Source organism: Syntrophobacterales bacterium, assembly GCA_031274925.1.
Classification (GTDB): domain Bacteria; phylum Desulfobacterota; class Syntrophorhabdia; order Syntrophorhabdales; family Syntrophorhabdaceae; genus PNOM01.
The window spans coordinates 25,460-45,044 of record JAISPL010000048.1 but is presented as its reverse complement, the minus strand read 5'-3'; the positions used below and the strand labels follow the sequence as shown (position 1 = coordinate 45,044).

Annotated in this window: 14 protein-coding genes; 5 read left to right on the top strand and 9 right to left on the bottom strand. The window is 47.6% G+C overall.

What is annotated here, in order from left to right:
- Positions 1 to 189: 189 nt before the first annotated feature.
- The 3 genes from LBQ00_08410 to LBQ00_08400 form a co-directional block, all read right to left on the bottom strand.
- Positions 190 to 918: a class I SAM-dependent methyltransferase gene (locus LBQ00_08410; protein ID MDR2018869.1), complete on the bottom strand. Its 729-nt coding sequence runs from the start codon at positions 916 to 918 to the stop codon at positions 190 to 192.
- Positions 919 to 1,570: 652 nt separating this feature from the next.
- Positions 1,571 to 2,278 carry a FadR family transcriptional regulator gene (locus tag LBQ00_08405; protein MDR2018868.1) on the bottom strand — a complete coding sequence of 236 codons (708 nt, stop codon included), beginning with the start codon at positions 2,276 to 2,278 and terminating at the stop codon, positions 1,571 to 1,573.
- Between the two features lie 118 nt (positions 2,279 to 2,396).
- On the bottom strand, positions 2,397 to 2,570 hold the full coding sequence (locus tag LBQ00_08400; GenBank protein MDR2018867.1) for a hypothetical protein: 174 nt from the start codon (positions 2,568 to 2,570) through the stop codon (positions 2,397 to 2,399).
- Positions 2,571 to 3,399: 829 nt separating this feature from the next.
- Between LBQ00_08400 and LBQ00_08395 the strand changes: the two genes are divergently transcribed.
- On the top strand, positions 3,400 to 4,779 hold the full coding sequence (locus tag LBQ00_08395) for a pyruvate carboxylase subunit B (GenBank protein ID MDR2018866.1): 1,380 nt from the start codon (positions 3,400 to 3,402) through the stop codon (positions 4,777 to 4,779).
- A 239-nt stretch (positions 4,780 to 5,018) separates the two neighbouring features.
- The gene (locus LBQ00_08390; protein ID MDR2018865.1) at positions 5,019 to 6,365 is read left to right on the top strand and encodes an NADP-dependent malic enzyme; all 1,347 of its coding nucleotides are present in this window, start codon (positions 5,019 to 5,021) and stop codon (positions 6,363 to 6,365) included.
- 439 nt (positions 6,366 to 6,804) lie between these two features.
- On the opposite strand, the gene LBQ00_08385 is transcribed toward LBQ00_08390, so the two are convergent.
- Positions 6,805 to 7,614, bottom strand: a complete 810-nt coding sequence (locus LBQ00_08385) for an ADP-ribosylglycohydrolase family protein (GenBank protein MDR2018864.1) — start codon at positions 7,612 to 7,614, stop codon at positions 6,805 to 6,807.
- On the bottom strand, positions 7,611 to 7,805 hold the full coding sequence (locus tag LBQ00_08380) for a helix-turn-helix transcriptional regulator (GenBank protein MDR2018863.1): 195 nt from the start codon (positions 7,803 to 7,805) through the stop codon (positions 7,611 to 7,613). Before LBQ00_08380 ends, LBQ00_08385 begins: the two co-directional genes overlap by 4 nt.
- A 1,224-nt stretch (positions 7,806 to 9,029) precedes the next feature.
- Between LBQ00_08380 and LBQ00_08375 the strand changes: the two genes are divergently transcribed.
- The gene (locus LBQ00_08375) at positions 9,030 to 9,827 is read left to right on the top strand and encodes a metallophosphoesterase (protein ID MDR2018862.1); all 798 of its coding nucleotides are present in this window, start codon (positions 9,030 to 9,032) and stop codon (positions 9,825 to 9,827) included.
- Between the two features lie 684 nt (positions 9,828 to 10,511).
- Here LBQ00_08375 and LBQ00_08370 read toward each other — a convergent pair.
- From LBQ00_08370 to LBQ00_08360, 3 genes are all read right to left on the bottom strand, one after another.
- Positions 10,512 to 11,465, bottom strand: a complete 954-nt coding sequence (locus tag LBQ00_08370) for a TPM domain-containing protein (protein ID MDR2018861.1) — start codon at positions 11,463 to 11,465, stop codon at positions 10,512 to 10,514.
- Entirely contained in the window at positions 11,466 to 12,050 is a 585-nt protein-coding gene (locus tag LBQ00_08365) for a LemA family protein (protein ID MDR2018860.1), read from the bottom strand.
- Between the two features lie 142 nt (positions 12,051 to 12,192).
- Positions 12,193 to 12,390, bottom strand: a complete 198-nt coding sequence (locus LBQ00_08360) for a hypothetical protein (GenBank protein MDR2018859.1) — start codon at positions 12,388 to 12,390, stop codon at positions 12,193 to 12,195.
- Between the two features lie 578 nt (positions 12,391 to 12,968).
- Between LBQ00_08360 and LBQ00_08355 the strand changes: the two genes are divergently transcribed.
- The gene (locus LBQ00_08355; protein MDR2018858.1) at positions 12,969 to 14,492 is read left to right on the top strand and encodes a radical SAM protein; all 1,524 of its coding nucleotides are present in this window, start codon (positions 12,969 to 12,971) and stop codon (positions 14,490 to 14,492) included.
- Positions 14,493 to 14,800: 308 nt separating this feature from the next.
- Here the strand turns inward: LBQ00_08355 and LBQ00_08350 are convergent, their stop codons facing one another.
- Positions 14,801 to 17,062 carry an ATP-dependent RecD-like DNA helicase gene (locus LBQ00_08350; GenBank protein ID MDR2018857.1) on the bottom strand — a complete coding sequence of 754 codons (2,262 nt, stop codon included), beginning with the start codon at positions 17,060 to 17,062 and terminating at the stop codon, positions 14,801 to 14,803.
- Positions 17,063 to 17,397: 335 nt separating this feature from the next.
- Here LBQ00_08350 and LBQ00_08345 point away from each other — a divergent pair, with 335 nt between their 5' ends.
- Entirely contained in the window at positions 17,398 to 19,569 is a 2,172-nt protein-coding gene (locus LBQ00_08345; protein ID MDR2018856.1) for a bifunctional (p)ppGpp synthetase/guanosine-3',5'-bis(diphosphate) 3'-pyrophosphohydrolase, read from the top strand.
- Positions 19,570 to 19,585: the final 16 nt, after the last annotated feature.

Genomic DNA, 19,585 nt, shown 5'->3' with positions numbered 1-19,585 from the left:
CTATTTTATTATTTCTCTACGCACTACCTGAGTTGTCCTGGCGTGAGCATGTAATACATGTCCCATAGTTTTTCCCTTCTTAAGTAAGGTATGGTGTATATGCCGTTGCTTATAAGGGGATAGACAGGGAATTGTTTGATGGGGGGGTGTCAAGCTCTTATCAAAACAAGAATGCTTGACTTATTTGCTTTACCACGCTTCCACCACCAGCGGCAGGCTGTCGGGTTTGAGCTCGCCTCTATTGAAATCGCCATAACAGGAAATATCGGTAAATCCGGCGGTTTTGAGAGCATCCTCAAGCTCACGTTTTCTCACAGGATACAGTGGGATCTCGTTTATGATCCCAACCCCTGTTTTCTTGACGGTCAGGACGGTCTTAAAGGCGATCAGCTTTGTCGTGGTGTCATATTTATTGTATCGGTCGAACTTTATCGCGTCATTCTCAATTAGCGGAAGCTCTCGTACGTCATTGTCAAGGATATGATCGTAGTTGAGTATCTGGAGAAGAAATACACCATCGTCTCTCAATACGGTTCTTACATTCCGGCAGAATTTCGCTATCTCTCCAAGGTTCAGGAGGTGAACTAGGGTGTTGCCGAAGGAGAGAACGGCGTCGAAGGCGGATTGATCGAAACGGCTCGATATTTCCCGCATGTCCATCTGGGTAAAGATGATGGGACTTCCGGTTTTTACCTTCAGTTTCGCCCTGACAAGCATGTCGGTATCATAATCAATACCCTCGACTGCGAAGCCTGCTTCGGCCATTGAAATGGCAAGGCCACCTGTTCCCGATCCTACGTCCAATATTTTCTTACCCAAGTACGGCGGCTCCACGCAAGCTTTTATGAAGCCAACATGCCGCTTATTCGGGGGAAATATAAGATCATAGTAATCAGCTATTTCACTGTAAAATGACATGGCGGTTCTCTTCTCCCTTATTATATAAGACTCATTATAGCATGACAAATCTGAAGAATTAACCCTATCCTTATGCTTCTGTAAATTATATCAGACGAACAGACAGGACGGCTCGATACGGCAATTGAGTTGGGGTGGATTACGGTGGTTCCATTCTAAAGTAGGGGAAAGCGGAGGATAGTCCCATAGACAAGAAGTATATGAAGCTTACTAATCTGAAAGGGAGCCTTATTTACCCACACTGAAAAGAATTTCACAGACGCTGGTGCCAGGAATGAGTGACTTCACGAAACTGTCACTGAAATCCTGAACATGGCGGACTTGAGAAAGTCAAAAACACCAGATATATGTGAAAAAGTTCACCATCTTTTCCGGCGAACGTTCTGGCAACCACCAGTATTGCGTTTTTGCCTTTGATGAAACCAACTGTGCCACTGTATGGAAGGATATGCTCCACCGTCTTTAAACAAAGATTTGTACGGCCCAGACAAAGGCATTATGACATCACGGGTTTCTTTGTCTATCAGCACCCCCTGTCCATACAGTAATTTCACTTATTTTAGTTATAGATACCTATCCCTTTAATGAAAATTTAATCGGCAGCCTGATTGGTTCGATTTGAAACTCCACCACCAAACCCAGTTGCAACAGATTACGATCGTTTTCCACCTCCTCTGTTTTTGTAGAGCGTATTTTCCACCTCTTGTAAATGATGAAGCATCGCCTTCTTTGCAGCTGTTCCGTCACCATTCTTTAATGCGGCAACGATCTCACGGTGGCCAAAAATTGATTTCTTTTTCCTTTCGTCCGATTGCATATAACCATCCCTTATTTTAGACGTAAGACCTACAAGGGCTACGAGGAGTCTCTCCAAAATTTTGTTTTTTGCCATCTTCGCGATGGTATAGTGAAAGCCAGAATCTGTCTGGATTGGATGGAGACCATCTTCAAGTTCTTTCGATTGCCGGTCAAGAATCTTCTCAAGTTCTTTCCAGTTCCGGGGCGATCTGTTTTCAGCAACAAGCTGGGCGATCTCCGGCTCGATAATTTTTCTTAGGGCGAAGATATCAATTATATCATCTTCTTCGTGGACAAGTGATTGGGCCAAAGGCGCGATTAAGGCTTTCTCGCTTGAAGCGACGACATAGGTCCCGTTTCCTTGCCGCCTTTCCACAAGATTCATGTTTTCCAAAGAAAGGATCGCTTCACGCAGGGTGGAACGGGAAACTTTAAAGATTTCTGAAAGCTCTTTTTCGTTGGGAAGTTGATCCCCGAGTTTCATTCTCCCTTTCTCAATGAGGGTACGTATCTGAATAACAATGTCTTCGTAAGCCCGTTTCTTCTTCACTTCCTTCAGCATATTTATATCTCTCCTGTTCTCTCGACAGATTTTATCGTTTCTTTGAAATGGCGGATGCGTATGAATGGTCCGCTTTTATTCTGTTTTGCTGCCTCCTTGGTTTTCTCCGTGATGGCCATCATAGCAGCTTCCTGCAGATAAAAACAATCTCGTAACAAGCCATATCCTCCGTAAGATCAGTAAAAAATTCAGCGAGTTCGACCTCGTTGTCACGAGGCTTTTCTCTGGTATAAATCTGAAAGATCTCGAATCGCTCCATCTCGTCGTGATATGCGGTTAAGTATGTACCCAAGCCATCCCTCTCGTCGGAGCATGATCGAAAAGTTCCGGCCAGTTGGCTATCCCGAGGGCTATCCCTTAAAAGAAATCCGACAGATTGTCGAATTCGTTCAGGCGCTACGTTGCCATACGCTCCACCGCACTGCCACCGCTCTTGGAGTGGTACAAATTACCGGGAACATCGCTTTTATCGAAAAAGAGAATTCATGGCATCAATTGCTTCACTTTTTTGAATATCCAACGAAAGGCATTCTTTGTCTGGCGCACCCCCCTCACATCCTCCATTTCATTTTTTCTGTAAAATCACGGATGGCAGCCGACTTAAGTTCCCGGAGCGCCGCGAGAAAGTCACCCATGCCAATCTGCAATGCATTACTTTCAAGAAGCGTCTCATCCAGATAATTCTTGCCCCCACAGACAAGGTATCTCTAAAAACTACCGGCCCCATTACAGAGCGTCTCCAAGTCTCGTCTATCACTTTCTCATCGTTAATATCGACCACATCCTCCAGACGCTGTTCAGGGCCTTGATATTCTCCTAGTTCAGCCGGGTAAACCCATTCCCTGCATATTCATCAAGGGCTTCACTGAAATTAAAATCAATATTGATATTTACAAATATACCATGCGTTCAATGAGTTGACTATATATAATCATCTGATGATATGATAATAAGGTGATTATAAAATGGTCAAGAGGATATTTGGGAAGTCTGTGCAAAACACATTTTAGTCTTTAATTGCAATAAGTTGCAATTAAAGATAAGATCTGCCGATGGAAAAATGTGATTGATTTTTCTTGAGTGGCGTGGTATCAATTCGTATTAATCTTAGGAGGATGACAATGAGAGAAAATAAGAGTGTTAAATTTACCGATCTCACTCTTAGAGACGGCCACCAGTCTCTTTTTGCCACGAGAATGACCACTGAGGACATGCTTCCCATCGCGGAAAAAATGAACAGCATTGGGTTCTATTCCATGGAAGTCTGGGGAGGCGCTACCTTTGACGTTATGACTCGATTCCTCAACGAAGACCCGTGGGACCGAGTAAGGGTTCTGAAAGCAAAAATGCCAGACACGAAGCTCCAGATGTTGCTCCGGGGGCAAAATCTTGTGGGATATCGGAACTATGCGGATGATGTCGTGTACGCTTTCGTGGAAAAAGCCGCTGAGGTAGGCATTGACATATTCAGGATCTTTGATGCCCTGAATGACGAGAGAAATTTTATGGCCTCCTTCAAGGCGGTTCAGAAATGTGGAAAGCATGTCCAGGGATCCGTCTCCTATTCTCTCACTGAAAAGAGACTTGGAGGACCAATTTTTAACATAGATTATTTTGTGAAGAAAGCGAAGATCATTGAAGACATGGGCGCCGATTCATTTTGCATAAAGGACATGGCGGGCACTATTTCCCCGTATGATGCCTATGATCTCATATCAGCCTTAAAATCCGAGATCAAGATACCGGTTCACCTCCATACTCATTACACCAGCGGCATGGCTTCCATGGCGTGTCTCAAAGCCATCGAGGCAGGCGTAGACGGTATAGACACCTGCCTGGCTCCGTTTGCCCTGAGATCCTCCCATCCTGCGGTCGAGCCATTTGTGGCGGCCCTTAAGAACATGCCTAACGATCCGAAGTTAGATCTGGAAAAAATCGCGGAGATCGACGAATACCTCGAGACCCTGGTACCCAAGTATATGCAGTATGCCGATACTACCAGATTTTCCGTAATCGACATAGGGGTACTTATGCACCAGATCCCAGGAGGCATGATCAGCAACCTGGTAAGCCAACTGAAACAGGCAAAGGCTCTCCACAGATTAAAGGAAGTCTTTGAAGAGATCCCGAAGACACGCGCCGATCTTGGCTTCCCTCCGCTCGTCACTCCCACAAGTCAGATGGTGGGTGTACAGACGGTCTTCAATGTTATTGCCGGTCGGTACAAAATGATCTCAAACGAAGTGAAGGATTATTTTTACGGCCTCTACGGGAAGCCCCCTGCGCCCGTTAACGAGGAGATCAGAAAAAAAGCGCTCAAAAACTATGAGAAAGGCGAGATCCCGATTGAGGTGAGAGCCGGTGATACTCTTGAGCCAGAACTGCCGAAAGCGAGAGAGGCTCTGAAGGGGATAAGCGACAAGATGGAAGATATCCTTATCTATGCCCTTTATCCTATGACAGGATTGGAATTCCTGAAAAAAAAATACGGGATCAAGTAGACTCTCTATCAGTCTCATAGCTCGAACGGAAATATCACGGCACTTAAGAATCACAAGGCCCCGGTTAAGCCGGGGCCTTGCACCATATTTGAAAAGAATAATACAGTCTGGAGCGAAAATGTCGGATTCGGCCGGGGTGGGCTTGGGATTTCTCCACGATCCGGTTTAGGACCGTTCCATCGAAAAGCCTGCGGTCAATAATATAAGGCATTTCGCAACGAAGACTCACGGAGGAAAATATGGGGGACGTTAAAGCAACAAAAGAAGAGTTACTCGAAAAGGCGAAAAAGCCGTCCCAGGATTCACTCAAGATGCACCCGTACTACAAGGGTAAAATAGAGGTGGTACCCAAATGCGTCATCAGAGACATCAACGATTTCGCCATATGGTATACCCCTGGAGTCGCGGAGCCGTGCAAAGAAATCAACAAAGACCCTGAAAAGGTCTTCCAATATACGAACAAGGCAAACATGGTGGGTATCGTTACAGACGGTACAAGAGTTCTCGGTCTTGGCGATATCGGACCATTGGCGGGACTTCCTGTCATGGAAGGAAAATCCCTTCTCTTCAAGTACCTGGGCGGCGTCGACGCCTTCCCCATCTGTCTCGACACAAAAGATCCTGATGATATCATAAAGACAGTCAAGCTCATTTCTCCTTCTTTCGGGGGAATCAACCTGGAGGACATCGAAAACCCCAAATGTTTCTACATCCTTGACAAACTCAGGGCAGAAGCTCCGATCCCCGTCTGGCACGACGACCAACAGGGAACTGCGGCGGTCACCCTGGCGGGTCTAATCAACGCGCTGAAGGTAGTGGGTAAAAAAATTGAGGATGTGAAGATCACGATGATCGGCATAGGAGCCGCCAACGTATGCATCACAAAGATGATCATCAAAGCTGGAGCCGATCCCAAAAAGTTTATCGTCGTCGATAGCAAGGGCATACTGAGCAGGCAAAGAGATGACATAAAACCGACCCACAAGGAAAAACTCGAATTCTGCCTCATAACCAACGGTGAAAACAGGAATGGTGGCATCGAAGAGGCGATGCGGGGTCAGGATGTGGTCATCGCCCTTTCCAAGCAGGGGCCGGATACAATTGAAAAGGCGTGGGTGTCTCAAATGGCGGATGATGGCATCATCTTTCTCTGTGCCAATCCCATTCCCGAAATGTGGCCCTGGGATGCCAAAGACGCTGGCGCGAGAGTAGTAGCCACAGGACGGAGCGATTTTCCCAATCAGGTGAACAATTCGATAGGATTCCCGGCGATCTTCAGAGGAACCCTTGATGTAATGGCAAGGACGATCACTGATGAGATGTGCATCTCCGCCGCATACGAACTCGCAAAATGCGCTGAGGATAAAGGGCTTTCAGAGACTTATCTCCTTCCCACCATGGACGAGTGGGAAGTCTTCCCCCGTGAGGCGGTAGCAGTGGCAAAGAAGGCGATAGAACAGGGTGTAGCACGGCTCCGCTTAAGCGAAAAAGAGCTTTTTACCATTGCCGAGTCGAAGATAAGGAGGGCACGGGAAGAGGTAGGCCTACTCATGGAAAAAGGTATTATCGAGCCTTATAAAGAATGATATCTTATACGAGGCAAATTCATGGGGGCATCGGCGCATCCGTCTAGAGCGCTTTGCCAAGCACAGATGCTTAAACACGGCATGGTCGATATCTGTTGCACGACTGATACCTGCTTGATTACTTCCTGACGTCAACGCCATGAAGCTTCCGAGTTCATACCCATGGAGAGGAGAGGGTGAACAGGGGCCTAAAGGCTATTGGAACGATTTTCAGGAAAGGAAATGGAAGTCCATCACTAAGGGCGTATGGGCCATGACATGACACTCTGCTTTTATCTCACGAAACCAATAAATGCTGGAACATTTTTCGCTTGTGGTTTCTGCATGGTTGGAGATTGATGCTTCAAAATCATCATCAGCGGCAAAAGGGATATCTGCATTATTTCGTCTAGTGATTCGCCTTTAACCCTACGCTGGCATCCATTTGCCTTGACGTTTTTCAAGGCACTATTTTTTCCAACGCAAGTGGGTAGGTATTTCCAAAATTGCTTAATATCTTCAATAGCCGTTCATCAAGGAAAGTCAAAGCGTGTTTGCATATTTCGATGGGAACACCGTAATAGGCTTCCGCAATTCCGCCGGTAATGGCTGCGAGCGTGTCGCTGTCGCCGCCGATGGAGATGGCGTTGCGGATAGCGTCTTCAAAACCAGTGGATTCGAGAAATGCCATGATCGCCTGTGGTACGGTATCTTGGCAGGTTTCGTTGAATTGGTAACTTTCCCTGATGCTATCAAGCGTAAAATTCATCGGATAATAATACTCATCTATATGGTCGCGTATTTCGAGGATGTTTTTTCCTTCACGCGCTAAATAAATGCAAATTGCGGTGGCTTCAGCTCCTTTAATGCCTTCTGGATGGTTGTGCGTAACCTCAGTAACTTTTCTTGAAAGTATTTTCGTTTCGTCAAGACTTTTGGCAGCGAATCCACAGGCTGATACACGCATTGCCGCGCCATTGCCAAAACTGCCATAAGGTCCCATATTATCGGAGTATATCCATTGTCGGAACATACCACCGTAACCACAGTTCGGGTATAGTCTGCCCATCTCACGCATATATTTCGTAGCAAGATCGCTCAAGTTATCATAATTGTCGCTCGCCTCAAGAAGGGCGCTGGCAACGGCAAGCGTCATAACGCTGTCATCTGTAAACTCGCAGCGGTATGTGAAAAAATCGAAATCTTTTGTTTTAATATTGTTCCACTCGAATCGTGAGCCAACAATGTCACCGATAATAACACCAATCATATTTTTTCTTCCTCGGATAAATGATTATTCGCTTCCGCACCCGTTAAGATTTCTACAATATCGTCCATCGTACAATCAAGCGCAGTGCATATACGAGCAAGAACATCAACCGTAAGATTTTGGCCCTTCGCCATTTTGCTTACTGAAGCGGTGCTGATGCCCGCCTTCTTGCACAACTCACTTTTTTTCAAGTTGTTTATTGATAAACAGCTTGAAAAGTCTATTATAACTTACTCTCGCGGATCACACCTCGCTTCTGTTTATGTGCTTTAGTAAAAAGGATATCATAGTTAATGCAATATTCCAGGCGATAGTGTAAATATTTATTTTATGAAACAAAATTTGCAGACGTTCTATTGATATCGTCTGCTACAATTATTTGTGCATATGGCCAACTATTTCACCTAGTTACAATTACCCCCTTGACAGCAAGAAACCGACGTCACCGCCGAGAGAGTTTTTATAGATAAGTCAAAACAAAAACCAAAACACAAAAAAGATTTTCTCATGTCAGACAAGAAAAAACTATGAGGTTAATCTGCATAAATAAGGTCGAAACAATAGAAATAAAATAGCCTTAGTATATCCCTATATCACATTTTGAAAAATAACAGTCATTCAAAGCAACCCCGGCGACAGAGTTGGGCTTCCCGGTACGGACCGGTAGCGACATGACAAAGACACCCGCTTGGATGCACTTGGCGACTTACTGCAGAGAACCAAGGGACCCCATGCTCGGCATACATCAAAGGCCGGGGAAGATCCTTACGTACGGTCTGCGAGAAGCTTCTTTCTGTCATGTTACAGCTCGCCCCTAACAAAACAAGGATCTCTGGAAATCCACGGGTCATACCGATTCATAATCGTATGGACAGTTTCGTATCGTTCCGGTTCAAAACGTTCCTCTGCTCACGTTGTGGAAACGTATAATGTCACTGATTGACAAGGACCTCACGTCGTGTCCGCTCGGGGAAAGGGGTTGCACATCTCGCCTCAAAGCAATATGGGATACCTCCGAAAAGATGCGCTTCGAATCTGAAGTAACCGACATGGCGAAGAGAAAAAATTGTTAAGCTACAGGACAGCCATTAGGGGAGCATTGCCCTTCTCCATTCTGATTACCAGCGCCCGGGTAGATAAGAAAGCCTGTAAAACTGCTTATCTAAATTACAGGAAAGGACGGGGGCTTATAATGGACACATCTACTCGATTCGACAACGCAAAGCAGGCGAATGGGCGGGTCATGCTCAAGACAACGGGAGAGTGCAGGGCCTATTTAGGGGATTCCGGGATATTTTATTCTCCTTCCATTTGTTGTATAGTGATTCCAGTCACGCCCAAAGGAGGTGTCCGGGAGGTATCTGCTTGGTGAAGCACATTGCGGTGCGCCAACGTGGAATCGTCTGGAGACTTTAATGATGAGAAACCGAAGAACTACATTACTCACCATACTGTTTTTTGTATTTTTCCCGTTCTTTGCCCTAGCGGAGCCAACAACCTTTGCCATTATAAGCGACTCCCATATCGGTTCCGCTGACTCGGTATACCAAAACTTCATTCGCATAATTGAGAGACAAAATATAAACATGATTTTTCATACAGGTGACGCCATACATAACCCGGGAAACCTGAACCAGTGGAGGAAATTCTTCGAAATCACAGGACCCGACAAGACAATGTATTTTGCACCCGGTAACCACGACATCAAAGGGAAACAGTCTCTTTCAGTCTATTTCCGGTTCTTTCCCAAGCTCTATTACTCCTTTTCGGACGGAGACACGCTCTTTGTGATCCTAAATACCGAGCTTCCCGGCGAAGAGGGTATGGTTGCGGGAGAGCAGTTCGACTGGCTCACAACGGAACTCAGCAGGTCATTCAAGTACAAGTTTGTGTTCCTTCACGAGCCCCTCTATCCTCTGATAAGCGGCCACGGGCTTGACCGACACAAGGAGGAGCGGAACAGACTCCATAAACTCTTCACGCAGAAGCGGGTCGCCCTTGTGGCGGCGGGTCATGATCATCTCTATTTAAGGCATGAGAAAGATGGAATCATTTACGTGATCAGCGCGGCGTGCGGGGGGAACTCCAAGTTCTTTCCGAAAGACAGCGACCTTTTCCGCTACATCGTAGTGACCAGAAAGAAAGCTGGCTATTCTTTCGTCACAAAAGATGCGGGTGGTAGCGAGAAGGACGAATTTTTTCTCGAACGCTGACCAATCTTCGGGATTGCGCCCTGAAACTGTCCGAGAGGACTTCCGGGGCATCCTTAATCAGTGAGCGCTTAGTGGAAAAAACTGCCTTGAATCTGCCACCCATGTCCAGGACATGGTACCATTATCAGACTCAATGGCAACAAGCCCCTTGGTTTTGCAGTTACCTTGGACCACCTCTTTCAGAAATGACTGACAGGAGGTTCCCTTGGTCCTTATAACTACTTTTCTGTCACCGAGATCGTAAATTATGAGATTTCCCCGAACCAGTACGCTCCGCCAGACTCAAGAGTGACAATGGAATGATCCCTCTGGCTATCAAACCTCCCAAGGAGCAGGAATTGTCTCAAACGAGCAAGGATGGCACCAAAAGAACAAAAAATGGACCCATGGACAGAGTATAACGAACATCATGGAAGAGAAAAGCTGGCTCTGAGTTCTGAGAGGCAAGAATAAGCTTTCTAGATATTGCCTGTTCTTTGGTCACAGACCCTTAAATGCTTTAAATGTGACGCATTGGCAGGTGGGTATTTTTGCCGTCATTCCACACCTGACGCGGAATCCAAAGACTTGACTATAAACCTGTCGTTCCCTCCCCTCTTACTTGACATCGCGGTGGGCATGCTGCCATGTCTCCCAAAAAATTTTCGGAATCCAAAGAAAGGGTAAATATCAGAGAGCGTCTCGTCACCAATCTCCTGAGGCGCCTCCGCCTCCGAAACCACCGCCTCTGCCTCCGAAACCACCGCCTCTGCCAAATCCGCCCATGCCGCCAACGCTACCGCCTCCCCATGGTCCCCCAAAGCCTCTGCCTGAGCCCCAACCGGAAAAAAGCATGGGCAAAAAAAGTCCGACGGCGAACCCCACAAGGCCGAGGATGATGAGTGGGATAATCCCCAAGGGGAAAAGGGTAAAGTAGATCAGTGCTGGCAGGCCTATCGCGCCTGTTATGGCGCCCAGGGCACGGGAAATGTCGGATATGAACAACAACGCAATCCCGCCAAAGATGAAGAGGAAAAAGAAAGGCGAAAAAGAGTCGCCTTTTTGCGGGGCAATGCGCGGCTGAGCCTTGAACTCGCCCCTCGTGGCGTCAATGATTGCCGAGACGGCGGCGGCGAAGCCTTCGTCAAAATTATCCTTGCTGAATCTAGGCTTGATCACGAGGTCCACAATCTGTCCCGCGTTAATGTCGGTAAGCCGCCCTTCAAGACCGCGGCCCACCTCAATCCTGACCTTGCGATCAGCCCTCGCTACCAGGAGAAGAACGCCGTTATCCCTGAGTCTCTGGCCTGCCTTCCAGTTTTCGGCCACCTTGATAGAGTAATCTTCCAGGGACTCCCCTTGGAGGTTGGGGATGGCGAGGATGAAAATCTGTGTGGATTCGAACCGCTCAAAATTACGGAGCTCCGTTTCGATCTTCACTTTAGCCGCCGGCGAAATCATCCCCGCGTAATCATTAACATAGCCTCTGAGCGGCGGCACATCAAGAGCCATGCAGTTGGGAGTAAGAACAATGAAGCACAAAAGAAAGAGAACAGACACGACACCCAAAAAGCATCTCCAAACCGGTCTGGTTTTCCCCAAGACCACTGTTGTCCCGCTATTTTTCATTTCCAGCTTCTTGTTTCTTATTTTCCTCACTCAGAATGTCACCCGCGGCGCCTTTTCCGCCCCTGTTTCAGCCTTAAAAGGTTCTTTTGATTGGAGGTGAAGGAGCAGGCTGTTTGTTAAGCTGTTGGGAAATGTTCGTACAGAGACGTTAAACTCCTGCACTGCTCTGTTGTACCGCACCCTTGCCACGTTAATCCTGTTTTCGGTGCCTTCCAGTTGGTGTTGCAAGTCCCTGAAGTTTTGATTTGCCTTCAGGTCCGGGTACTTCTCCACCACAACCATAAGACGGGACAGAGCGCTCGCCATGGAGGACTGGGCCTGCTGAAACTGAGCCAGCGCCGTGGAGTCGTCGGTTATATTCTTCCCGACTTGAATGCTGCCTACTTTCGCCCTCGCTTCCGTAACGGTCTGAAGGGTTTCCCGTTCGTGTTTTGCGTAAGCTTTCACCGTTTCCACCAGGTTGGGGATGAGGTCGTTCCTCCGCTGATACGATGCCTCCACGTCTCCCCACGCGGCCTTTACCGCTTCCTCATTCCGTTGCATAGCATTGTACCCACAGCCTGAAATGGATAACAAAACAAGGGAAAGAAGTACGTACATGAAAGATGGTTTCATTAACCCCTCCTGATATTTGACTCAGCTACAAGCTAATTATAACCATATTTTCCGGAAAATTGTATCATGAACAAAAAGAAGCTGGCGCATTCCGTAGGAATCATCCTATCGGTTCCCATTCTTGCAAAAAAGACGGCCCACATCATGGATTTCTCGTGAACTCAAACCAGAAAGTACTTCCGTTGCCAGGTGTGCTTTCCATGCCTACCCGCCCGCCATGGGTTTCCACCACCAACTTGTAAAAAGTAAAACCCAACCCTTCGGAATAAGTCTTGTATCCGGCCGCGCCTTCAGTTTGGCCAAATTCATCGAATATTTTCCCGAGGCGGTCTGGGACTATGCCGGGCCATTGTCACTCACGGAAGATTCAAGCAAATTCAGTGCCTGTCTCAAGATATACCGTCACGAGACCATTCTTTCCTGCTGACTTCAGTCCGTTGCCAGGAAATTCCAAACTTTTGCATGAGTTCGTAGCCGGCAGTGACGTCCACGGACTTTAAATCCGCGGCGCCCGTTCCGAATAACCTGGATTTGTTCATGGCTGCACCATGCACAGTGAGAAAGATAACTGGAATATCCTCTCACAGCCTATCATCCGATTTGAGCCGCCAGTAACTCCTAAGGCCGCCACGTTATCGTACGCAACAAGAATGCGATATTTCGAGTGTTCCTCAGATTTCCATTCCATACCTCGTCCCGCCTGAATAAATTATCATTCAAACAAAAAACAGATAAACTTGAGAGCAATACAGAAACTTCTTAAGGGGAATCATACTTAGCATCTGCAGTTTCTTCACGCGAGTCGATTTAAATGCATGTTTTGACTGTGACCATAATCTCGCGAAAATACAGCGACTATTCTTATCTTGGTTGACTGTGTAAGTTTCTTATTCTACACTGGAGTACTTTGTAAAAACTATGATCCTGATCCACCCTCCAATTGTCAAACCTTCCGAACCGCCTCCCGGCATGGCAAGACTTATGGGCGCATGCCGTGCCCACGGCGTGGCATGCCGGCTCGTTGATGCAAACCTGGAGGGAATTCTTTTCCTCCTTGGAATGGACCGGAACCCTTATGATACGTGGGGAAAGCGGGCGGTGAAGAATATGGAGCAGAATCTTTCCTCGTTGAGAGACCGCTTGATCTACTCAACTCCCGACCGTTACCGGAGAGTGGTTTTCGATGTAAATAAAGTACTCGAAATGGCAGCGCTGGAGAAAGGGGTCCATGTGGGGCTCGGCAATTACCGAAATACATCTCTTTCTCCAGTCAAGAGCGCCGACCTTATACGGGCGGCGGAAGAGCCCGAAAACAATCCGTTCTATCCATATTTCCGTGAAAGGCTTTCCGGGATTATCGAAGAGGAGCAGTCCGCCTTTGCAGGATTTTCTCTTAATTACCTGAGCCAGGCCCTCACCGCGTTTGCCATGATCGGCTATCTCAAGAGAAAACATCCCGATATGCAGATAGTTTTGGGAGGAGGTCTCGTCACTTCCTGGATGAAGAGGCCTGGGTGGTCCAATCTCTTCGGGGGGCTCGTTGATCACCTCATCGCAGGCCCGGGTGAGAAGCCGCTCCTTTCTCTAGCCGGCAAAGAAGCAAGCGCCCGGCCACATATCCTTCCCGTCTACGACGACCTGCCCATGGACCGCTATCTGTCCCCTCGTGCAGTCCTCCCCTACAGCGCCTCTTCCGGTTGCTACTGGAACCAGTGCGCGTTCTGTCCTGAAAAGGCGGAAGGGAGCCTCTATGTAAAAACGGCCGACAAGTCGGTTGCCTTGGATTTGAGAGAGCTTTCCGAAAAGGTCATGCCCTCCATGATCCACATCACAGACAACGCGATCAGCCCTTCGCTAATGAGGACTTTGGCGAAGAATCCCCCCGGTGCGCCATGGTACGGTTTTGCAAGGATTACTCAGCACCTTGCAGACCCTGATCTCTGCTATGCCCTTAAAATATCGGGCTGCGTTATGCTCAAGCTCGGCCTCGAATCAGGGGACCAGGGAGTCCTTGAGGCCATGCAGAAAGGGAGCAACCTGGCAACAGCATCAAAGGTCCTGACGACTCTTAAGGATGTGGGTATTGCAACTTATGTTTACCTTCTCTTCGGAACTCCGTCGGAGACAGAAAAAGAGGCGAGGAAGACGCTCCGATTCAGCGCAGACCATGCGGACTGTATCGACTTCTTGAATGTGGCCATCTTCAATATGCCCGTAAATTCAGAGGAGGGGAAACGGCTCAATACGGGAGAATTCTACGAAGGCAATCTCTCTTTGTACAGTGATTTCGTGCATCCGAAGGGGTGGGGGAGGAGGGAAGTCAGAATATTCCTAGATAAGGAGTTTAAGAGGCACCCGGCCATAGCTCCCATAATCCGTCGAGATCCCCCCATATTCACCAGTAACCACGCCCCGTTCTTCGTCCAGTATAATAGGCGGTAGCCTGAAACTGGTTTTTATTGAGACGGGTCGGTCGGGAAGGAAATTCTATATATATCTCCCTGCTACTCCCTGACCCTTCGGTGTATGTTTATCCGATTCTAAAATTGAGCGTATATGGCACCGTGGCCATTCCAACCTTCAGTAAGACGGTCAAGGAAAGAGGCGCGTTGACCTTATGCGATAAAAAGATCTGATTCGCACATAGACAGTTAAAACCTGTGGATACTTTCCAAGGAGCATGAGGATCCCTTGTGGCAAAGAGCAGTTGAGGCGGGTGGCAGAGGCTTACAGGAAAGCTCTTGCCCGCGTTAAAACACCTGGAGTTTCGGAACTGGTACATTCGTATCTTTGTTTGCTTTGAGCCGTTCCTTGAGCCTGGTGTACCGCTTTTGCGGTTTGTTGTTCTTAATAGCAATGGCAAGGGCCTTTTTCGTGCCCACCAGAACCACCAATTTCTTGCCCCTCGTGATGCCAGTATAGAGGAGATTTCTCTGGAGAAGCATGAAGTGTTGAGTGAGTACGGGAATGATGACCACTGGGTATTCACTGCCCTGCGATTTATGAACAGAGGTGGCATAGGCATGGACGACTTCGTCTAAGTCCATATACTCGTATACAGTGACCCTACCGTCGTAATCAATTCTCACTTCCTGCTCTTCATGATCTATCTTGACAATGGTGCCAATATCTCCATTATAGACGTCCTTGTCGTAATTATTCCGGATCTGCATGACCTTATCTCCAACCCGGAGCGTCTTCCCTCCCCTCACGATCTCATCTCCTCCTGGATTGAGGGTCTTCTGGAGCTCAATATTCAAATTTGCCACGCCGGCCACCCCCCTGTGCATGGGTGTCAGCACTTGGATGTCTCTTACCGGATGATACCCGAACCGCGAAGGGACATCGTCCTTGCAGAGGTTTACGATCTTTGCGAGGGCTTCCTCCGGTTCATCTACAACCAAGAAACGGAAATCGTGGAGGCGATCTTCGTCGGGAGTAAAGAAGGGCATTTCGCCATTATTGATCCGGTGAGCGTTCACGATGATCATGCTCCGCCTCGACTGCCTGAATATCTCGTTGAGCCTCACGGTGGGAAGACATCCAGAGGCAATAATATCTTTAAGGACGTTTCCTGGGCCAACGGAGGGAAGCTGATCCACATCACCCACAAGAATCAAAGTCGCTTTTACCGGAACAGCCTTGAGAAAATGATACATGAGTACCGTATCGACCATGGAAGTCTCGTCAATAATGATAAGATCAGCCTCAAGGGGGTTCGTCTCATTCTTCTTAAAAGACCCGCTGCCGGGGCTAAATTCAAGAAGCCGGTGTATCGTCTTCGCCTCCTGGCCGGTAGTCTCCATCATTCTTTTTGCCGCCCTGCCGGTGGGGGCTGCCAAAAGGGTCCTCTGACCCATTTTGCGGTAAATCTTTATGATCGCGTTGATTATGGTCGTCTTTCCTGTACCAGGGCCACCGGTGACCACCATGACCTTACTGTTGACCGAAGCCTTGACTGCATCAATCTGCTGGGAAGAAAGGGCTATTTTTAGGTCGCGCTGGACCCAGTCTACGGCCTGGTCCACGTTTATGAGGCGGAGCTGTTTCTTAAATTCCATAATGGCCATGAGACGCGCCGAGATACCTGTTTCCGAGACGTGAAGACGGCCAAGGTAGACAGGCGTGAGGTCATCTTCATCAGGCAGAAGACATTGCCCTGGAGGAAGCACAGCAGGCCCTTCTATCACGATTTTTCTTTCCCGGTCGATTCTCTCAAAGGCCAGGGGTAACACATCTTCCCGCACTTCGAGTACTTCCGAACACTTCTTGACCAACGGTCCGTAAGGATAATAGACATGGCCGTCGTCGGAAAGCTGGTTTAGCACATAGAGAATACCTGCCTCTGCCCTAAGAGGCGAGTCCTTCGCCACTCCGAGCTTCGCTGCAATTCTGTCAGCCGTGAGAAAGCCTATGCCAAATATGTCTGTGGCAAGCCGGTAAGGGTTCTCCGTAACCACGTTTACCGATTCCTTCCCATACTGCCTGTATATTTTCACTGCGTAGACAGGGCTTACCCCCTGGCCCTGGAGGAAGATCATCACGTCCCGTATATCTTTCTGCTCTTCCCAAGCCGCTTTAATCATCCCGATCCTCTTCATGCCTATTCCAGGGACTTCCTGAAGCCTTTCCACATTTTCCTCGATAACCTGGAGGGTCTCCTCGCTGAAACAGGCTACCAGCCTTTTTGCCATTACAGGACCTATTCCTTTGATCATACCGGAGCCGAGATATTTCTCTATCCCTTTTACAGTAGCGGGAAGGATGGTCTGGAATGAGACCACTTTGAACTGCTCGCCCCAGCGGGGATGGCTGTCCCAGTAACCGCTCAGTTCAAGCATCTCCCCGGCGCTCACGGAAAAAAGGGTTCCAACGACAGTCACCAGTCCTCCACGACCCTGCACTCTCATTTTGGCGACCGTGTAGCCGTTCTCGTCGTTCTGGTAAGTTATCCTTTCAATTTGACCCTTGATATCAAGATGGGTACGCCCCTCTCCCTTTAGCATGCGCATATAGTACCGCAAATGGAAGGGCAAATGGAAGGGCCTAGATGTTTAAGGGGTGTTGGGCTGGTTTTGAGTTTGCAATTTGCTTGAGTCGAACCATCGCATGAAAACAAAAACGCCTTACACACTCACTGTTAATATGCCTGCGCATCCTCTCTGTCATGCCTGCCCTAAAGAGGCTGAAAGACCTGAATCAAACTTTTGCCTTGTCACCTGTTTTCGTCACACTCTGCGTTTCCTCTTCCGCGCTCCACATTCCTTATTGTGATTTTCCTTTGCTTATGTTATGGTATAGTGGGAATATGTGTAGCTTTTCTTTTTATTGATGAGAACTGAATAAAATGGGTACACTATTGCCCGTTGCAGTAGGTAAAAAGATGATCAGGCTTAACGACATTGTTGACGAAATCCTGAAATATAACCCCGACGCCGACATACCTATGATTGAGAAGGCGTATATCTTCTCCGCCAAGGCCCACAAAGGTCAAACACGGCTTTCGGGTGAACCTTACCTTATCCATCCACTGGAGGTTGCCTATACGCTCACAAAAATGAACCTCGACGTTCAGAGCGTGGTCTCCGGACTCCTCCATGACACCATTGAAGATTCCTATGTAAGTAAGGAAGAGGTTGAGCTTTACTTCGGTAAGGAGATTGCCGAACTTGTCGACGGGGTAACAAAGATCAGTAAGATACAGATGAAGGCCTCAGAGGATTCGAAGGTTGAGAGCTACAGGAAAATGATCCTTGCAATGAGCAAGGATATAAGGGTTATCCTCGTAAAACTTGCCGACCGCTATCACAACATGAAGACTCTCAACTTTCTCCCCAGAGACAAGCAGATAAAGATCGCCAGAGAGACTCTCGATATTTATGCCCCCCTTGCCCACAGGCTTGGCATTGAATGGCTCAAAGGAGAGCTTGAGGATGAATCGTTCAAGTATATCAAACCCGTCGAATTCGACCTAATAAAAGAAAAAATAACAAAAGAGAAGAAGGAACAAGAAACGTATATCACTGAGGTAAAAGACCTCATAAAGACCAAACTGGCCGAAGTAGGCATCATGGCGGAAATTTCAGGAAGGGCCAAGAGGTTTTACAGTATTTACAAGAAGATGGTTCTCCAAGGGGTAAATATCGATAATATCTATGACCTGACTGCATTCAGGATAATTGTGGATACCATAAAGGAATGTTATGAGACCCTGGGCTACATCCATTCGTTCTTTAAGCCTATTCCCGGTAAATTCAGTGACTATATCGCCCTGCCTAAAGGAAATATGTACCAGTCCCTCCATACAAAAGTGATAGGACCCTACGGCGAAAAAATCGAAATCCAGATAAGAACTCATGAGATGCACCAAATTGCAGAAGAGGGGATAGCCGCCCACTGGAAATACAAAGAGGGAACGGTCTTTGACGCAAAAGAAGACAAGATCTTCGCGTGGCTTCGGCGAATCATAGAGTGGCAGCAGGATCTGAAAAATAGTAAGGAATTCATGGAGGTATTCAAGATTGACCTCTTTCCGGACGAAGTTTATGTGTTTACACCTAAAGGTGATGTACGAGAACTTCCCAAGGGCGCAACGCCAGTCGATTTCGCCTATACGATTCATTCGAATTTGGGGCACAAGTGCATCGGCGCAAAAGTGAATAACAAGATCGTTCCCCTCCGATATGCGCTGAAAAGCGGAGACACAATCGAGATTCTCACCAATTCGACCCACAAACCGAGTAAGGATTGGCTGGGCTTCGTCGCCACGTCCAAGGCGAAAATGAAGATCAGACAGTGGATCAAAACGGAACAACGAGAAAGAAGTATTGAACTGGGCAAGGCACTAATTGAGAAGGAGCTTGCCAAGCACGACATGAGTTTCAATAAAATGTTCAAGTCTGACGAACTTCTTTCTATAGCGAAAGATTTCAGTTTTGAAACCGAAAATGACCTCTTTGCCAGTGTTGGTTATGGTCTCTACACTGCACTGACCGTACTGGGCAAGGTGATTCCGGAAAGCAAAAAACCGAGCAGACTAAAGAACCTGATCCACACCATTAAAAGAACCAAGGACACTTCTATCAAGATTGAAGGCGTGGACGGGCTCGTGGTGAAATTGGCCCAGTGCTGCAACCCTATTCCAGGAGATTCAATCTTCGGTTTTATCACGCGAGGACGTGGGCTTACCGTGCATGTCGAGGACTGCCCAAACGTCCACACCTTTGACGAGCAGAGAACAATCAAGGTGTCATGGGAACTAAACAAAGACCTAACCTATCCCGTAAAACTGCGAATATCGGGAGACGACAGGAAGGGGCTTCTTACCGAGATCAGCAATATTCTGTCATCGGCCAAGATAAACATACGTAGCGCCAAAGCCATGTCCTACCCAGACAGGTCGGCTGCTGCTCTCTATGAGATTGATGTAGGCCATATGTCCCAATTGCAGAAATTGATCAAATCAATACAGAAGATTAAAGGAATAAGGGCGGTCGAAAGGATTCGGGGTACAGTGTAAACCAGCTATATGCCGG

Bases quoted from the DNA above. Each gene is read 5' to 3' on its own strand.
- LBQ00_08410 (MDR2018869.1), bottom strand. From the start codon at position 918: ATGTCATTTTACAGTGAAATAGCTGATTACTATGATCTTATATTTCCC.
- LBQ00_08405 (MDR2018868.1), bottom strand. From the start codon at position 2,278: ATGCTGAAGGAAGTGAAGAAGAAACGGGCTTACGAAGACATTGTTATT.
- LBQ00_08395 (MDR2018866.1), top strand. From the start codon at position 3,400: ATGAGAGAAAATAAGAGTGTTAAATTTACCGATCTCACTCTTAGAGAC.
- LBQ00_08390 (MDR2018865.1), top strand. From the start codon at position 5,019: ATGGGGGACGTTAAAGCAACAAAAGAAGAGTTACTCGAAAAGGCGAAA.
- LBQ00_08385 (MDR2018864.1), bottom strand. From the start codon at position 7,614: ATGATTGGTGTTATTATCGGTGACATTGTTGGCTCACGATTCGAGTGG.
- LBQ00_08375 (MDR2018862.1), top strand. From the start codon at position 9,030: ATGATGAGAAACCGAAGAACTACATTACTCACCATACTGTTTTTTGTA.
- LBQ00_08365 (MDR2018860.1), bottom strand. From the start codon at position 12,050: ATGAAACCATCTTTCATGTACGTACTTCTTTCCCTTGTTTTGTTATCC.
- LBQ00_08355 (MDR2018858.1), top strand. From the start codon at position 12,969: ATGATCCTGATCCACCCTCCAATTGTCAAACCTTCCGAACCGCCTCCC.
- LBQ00_08350 (MDR2018857.1), bottom strand. From the start codon at position 17,062: ATGCGCATGCTAAAGGGAGAGGGGCGTACCCATCTTGATATCAAGGGT.
- LBQ00_08345 (MDR2018856.1), top strand. From the start codon at position 17,398: ATGGGTACACTATTGCCCGTTGCAGTAGGTAAAAAGATGATCAGGCTT.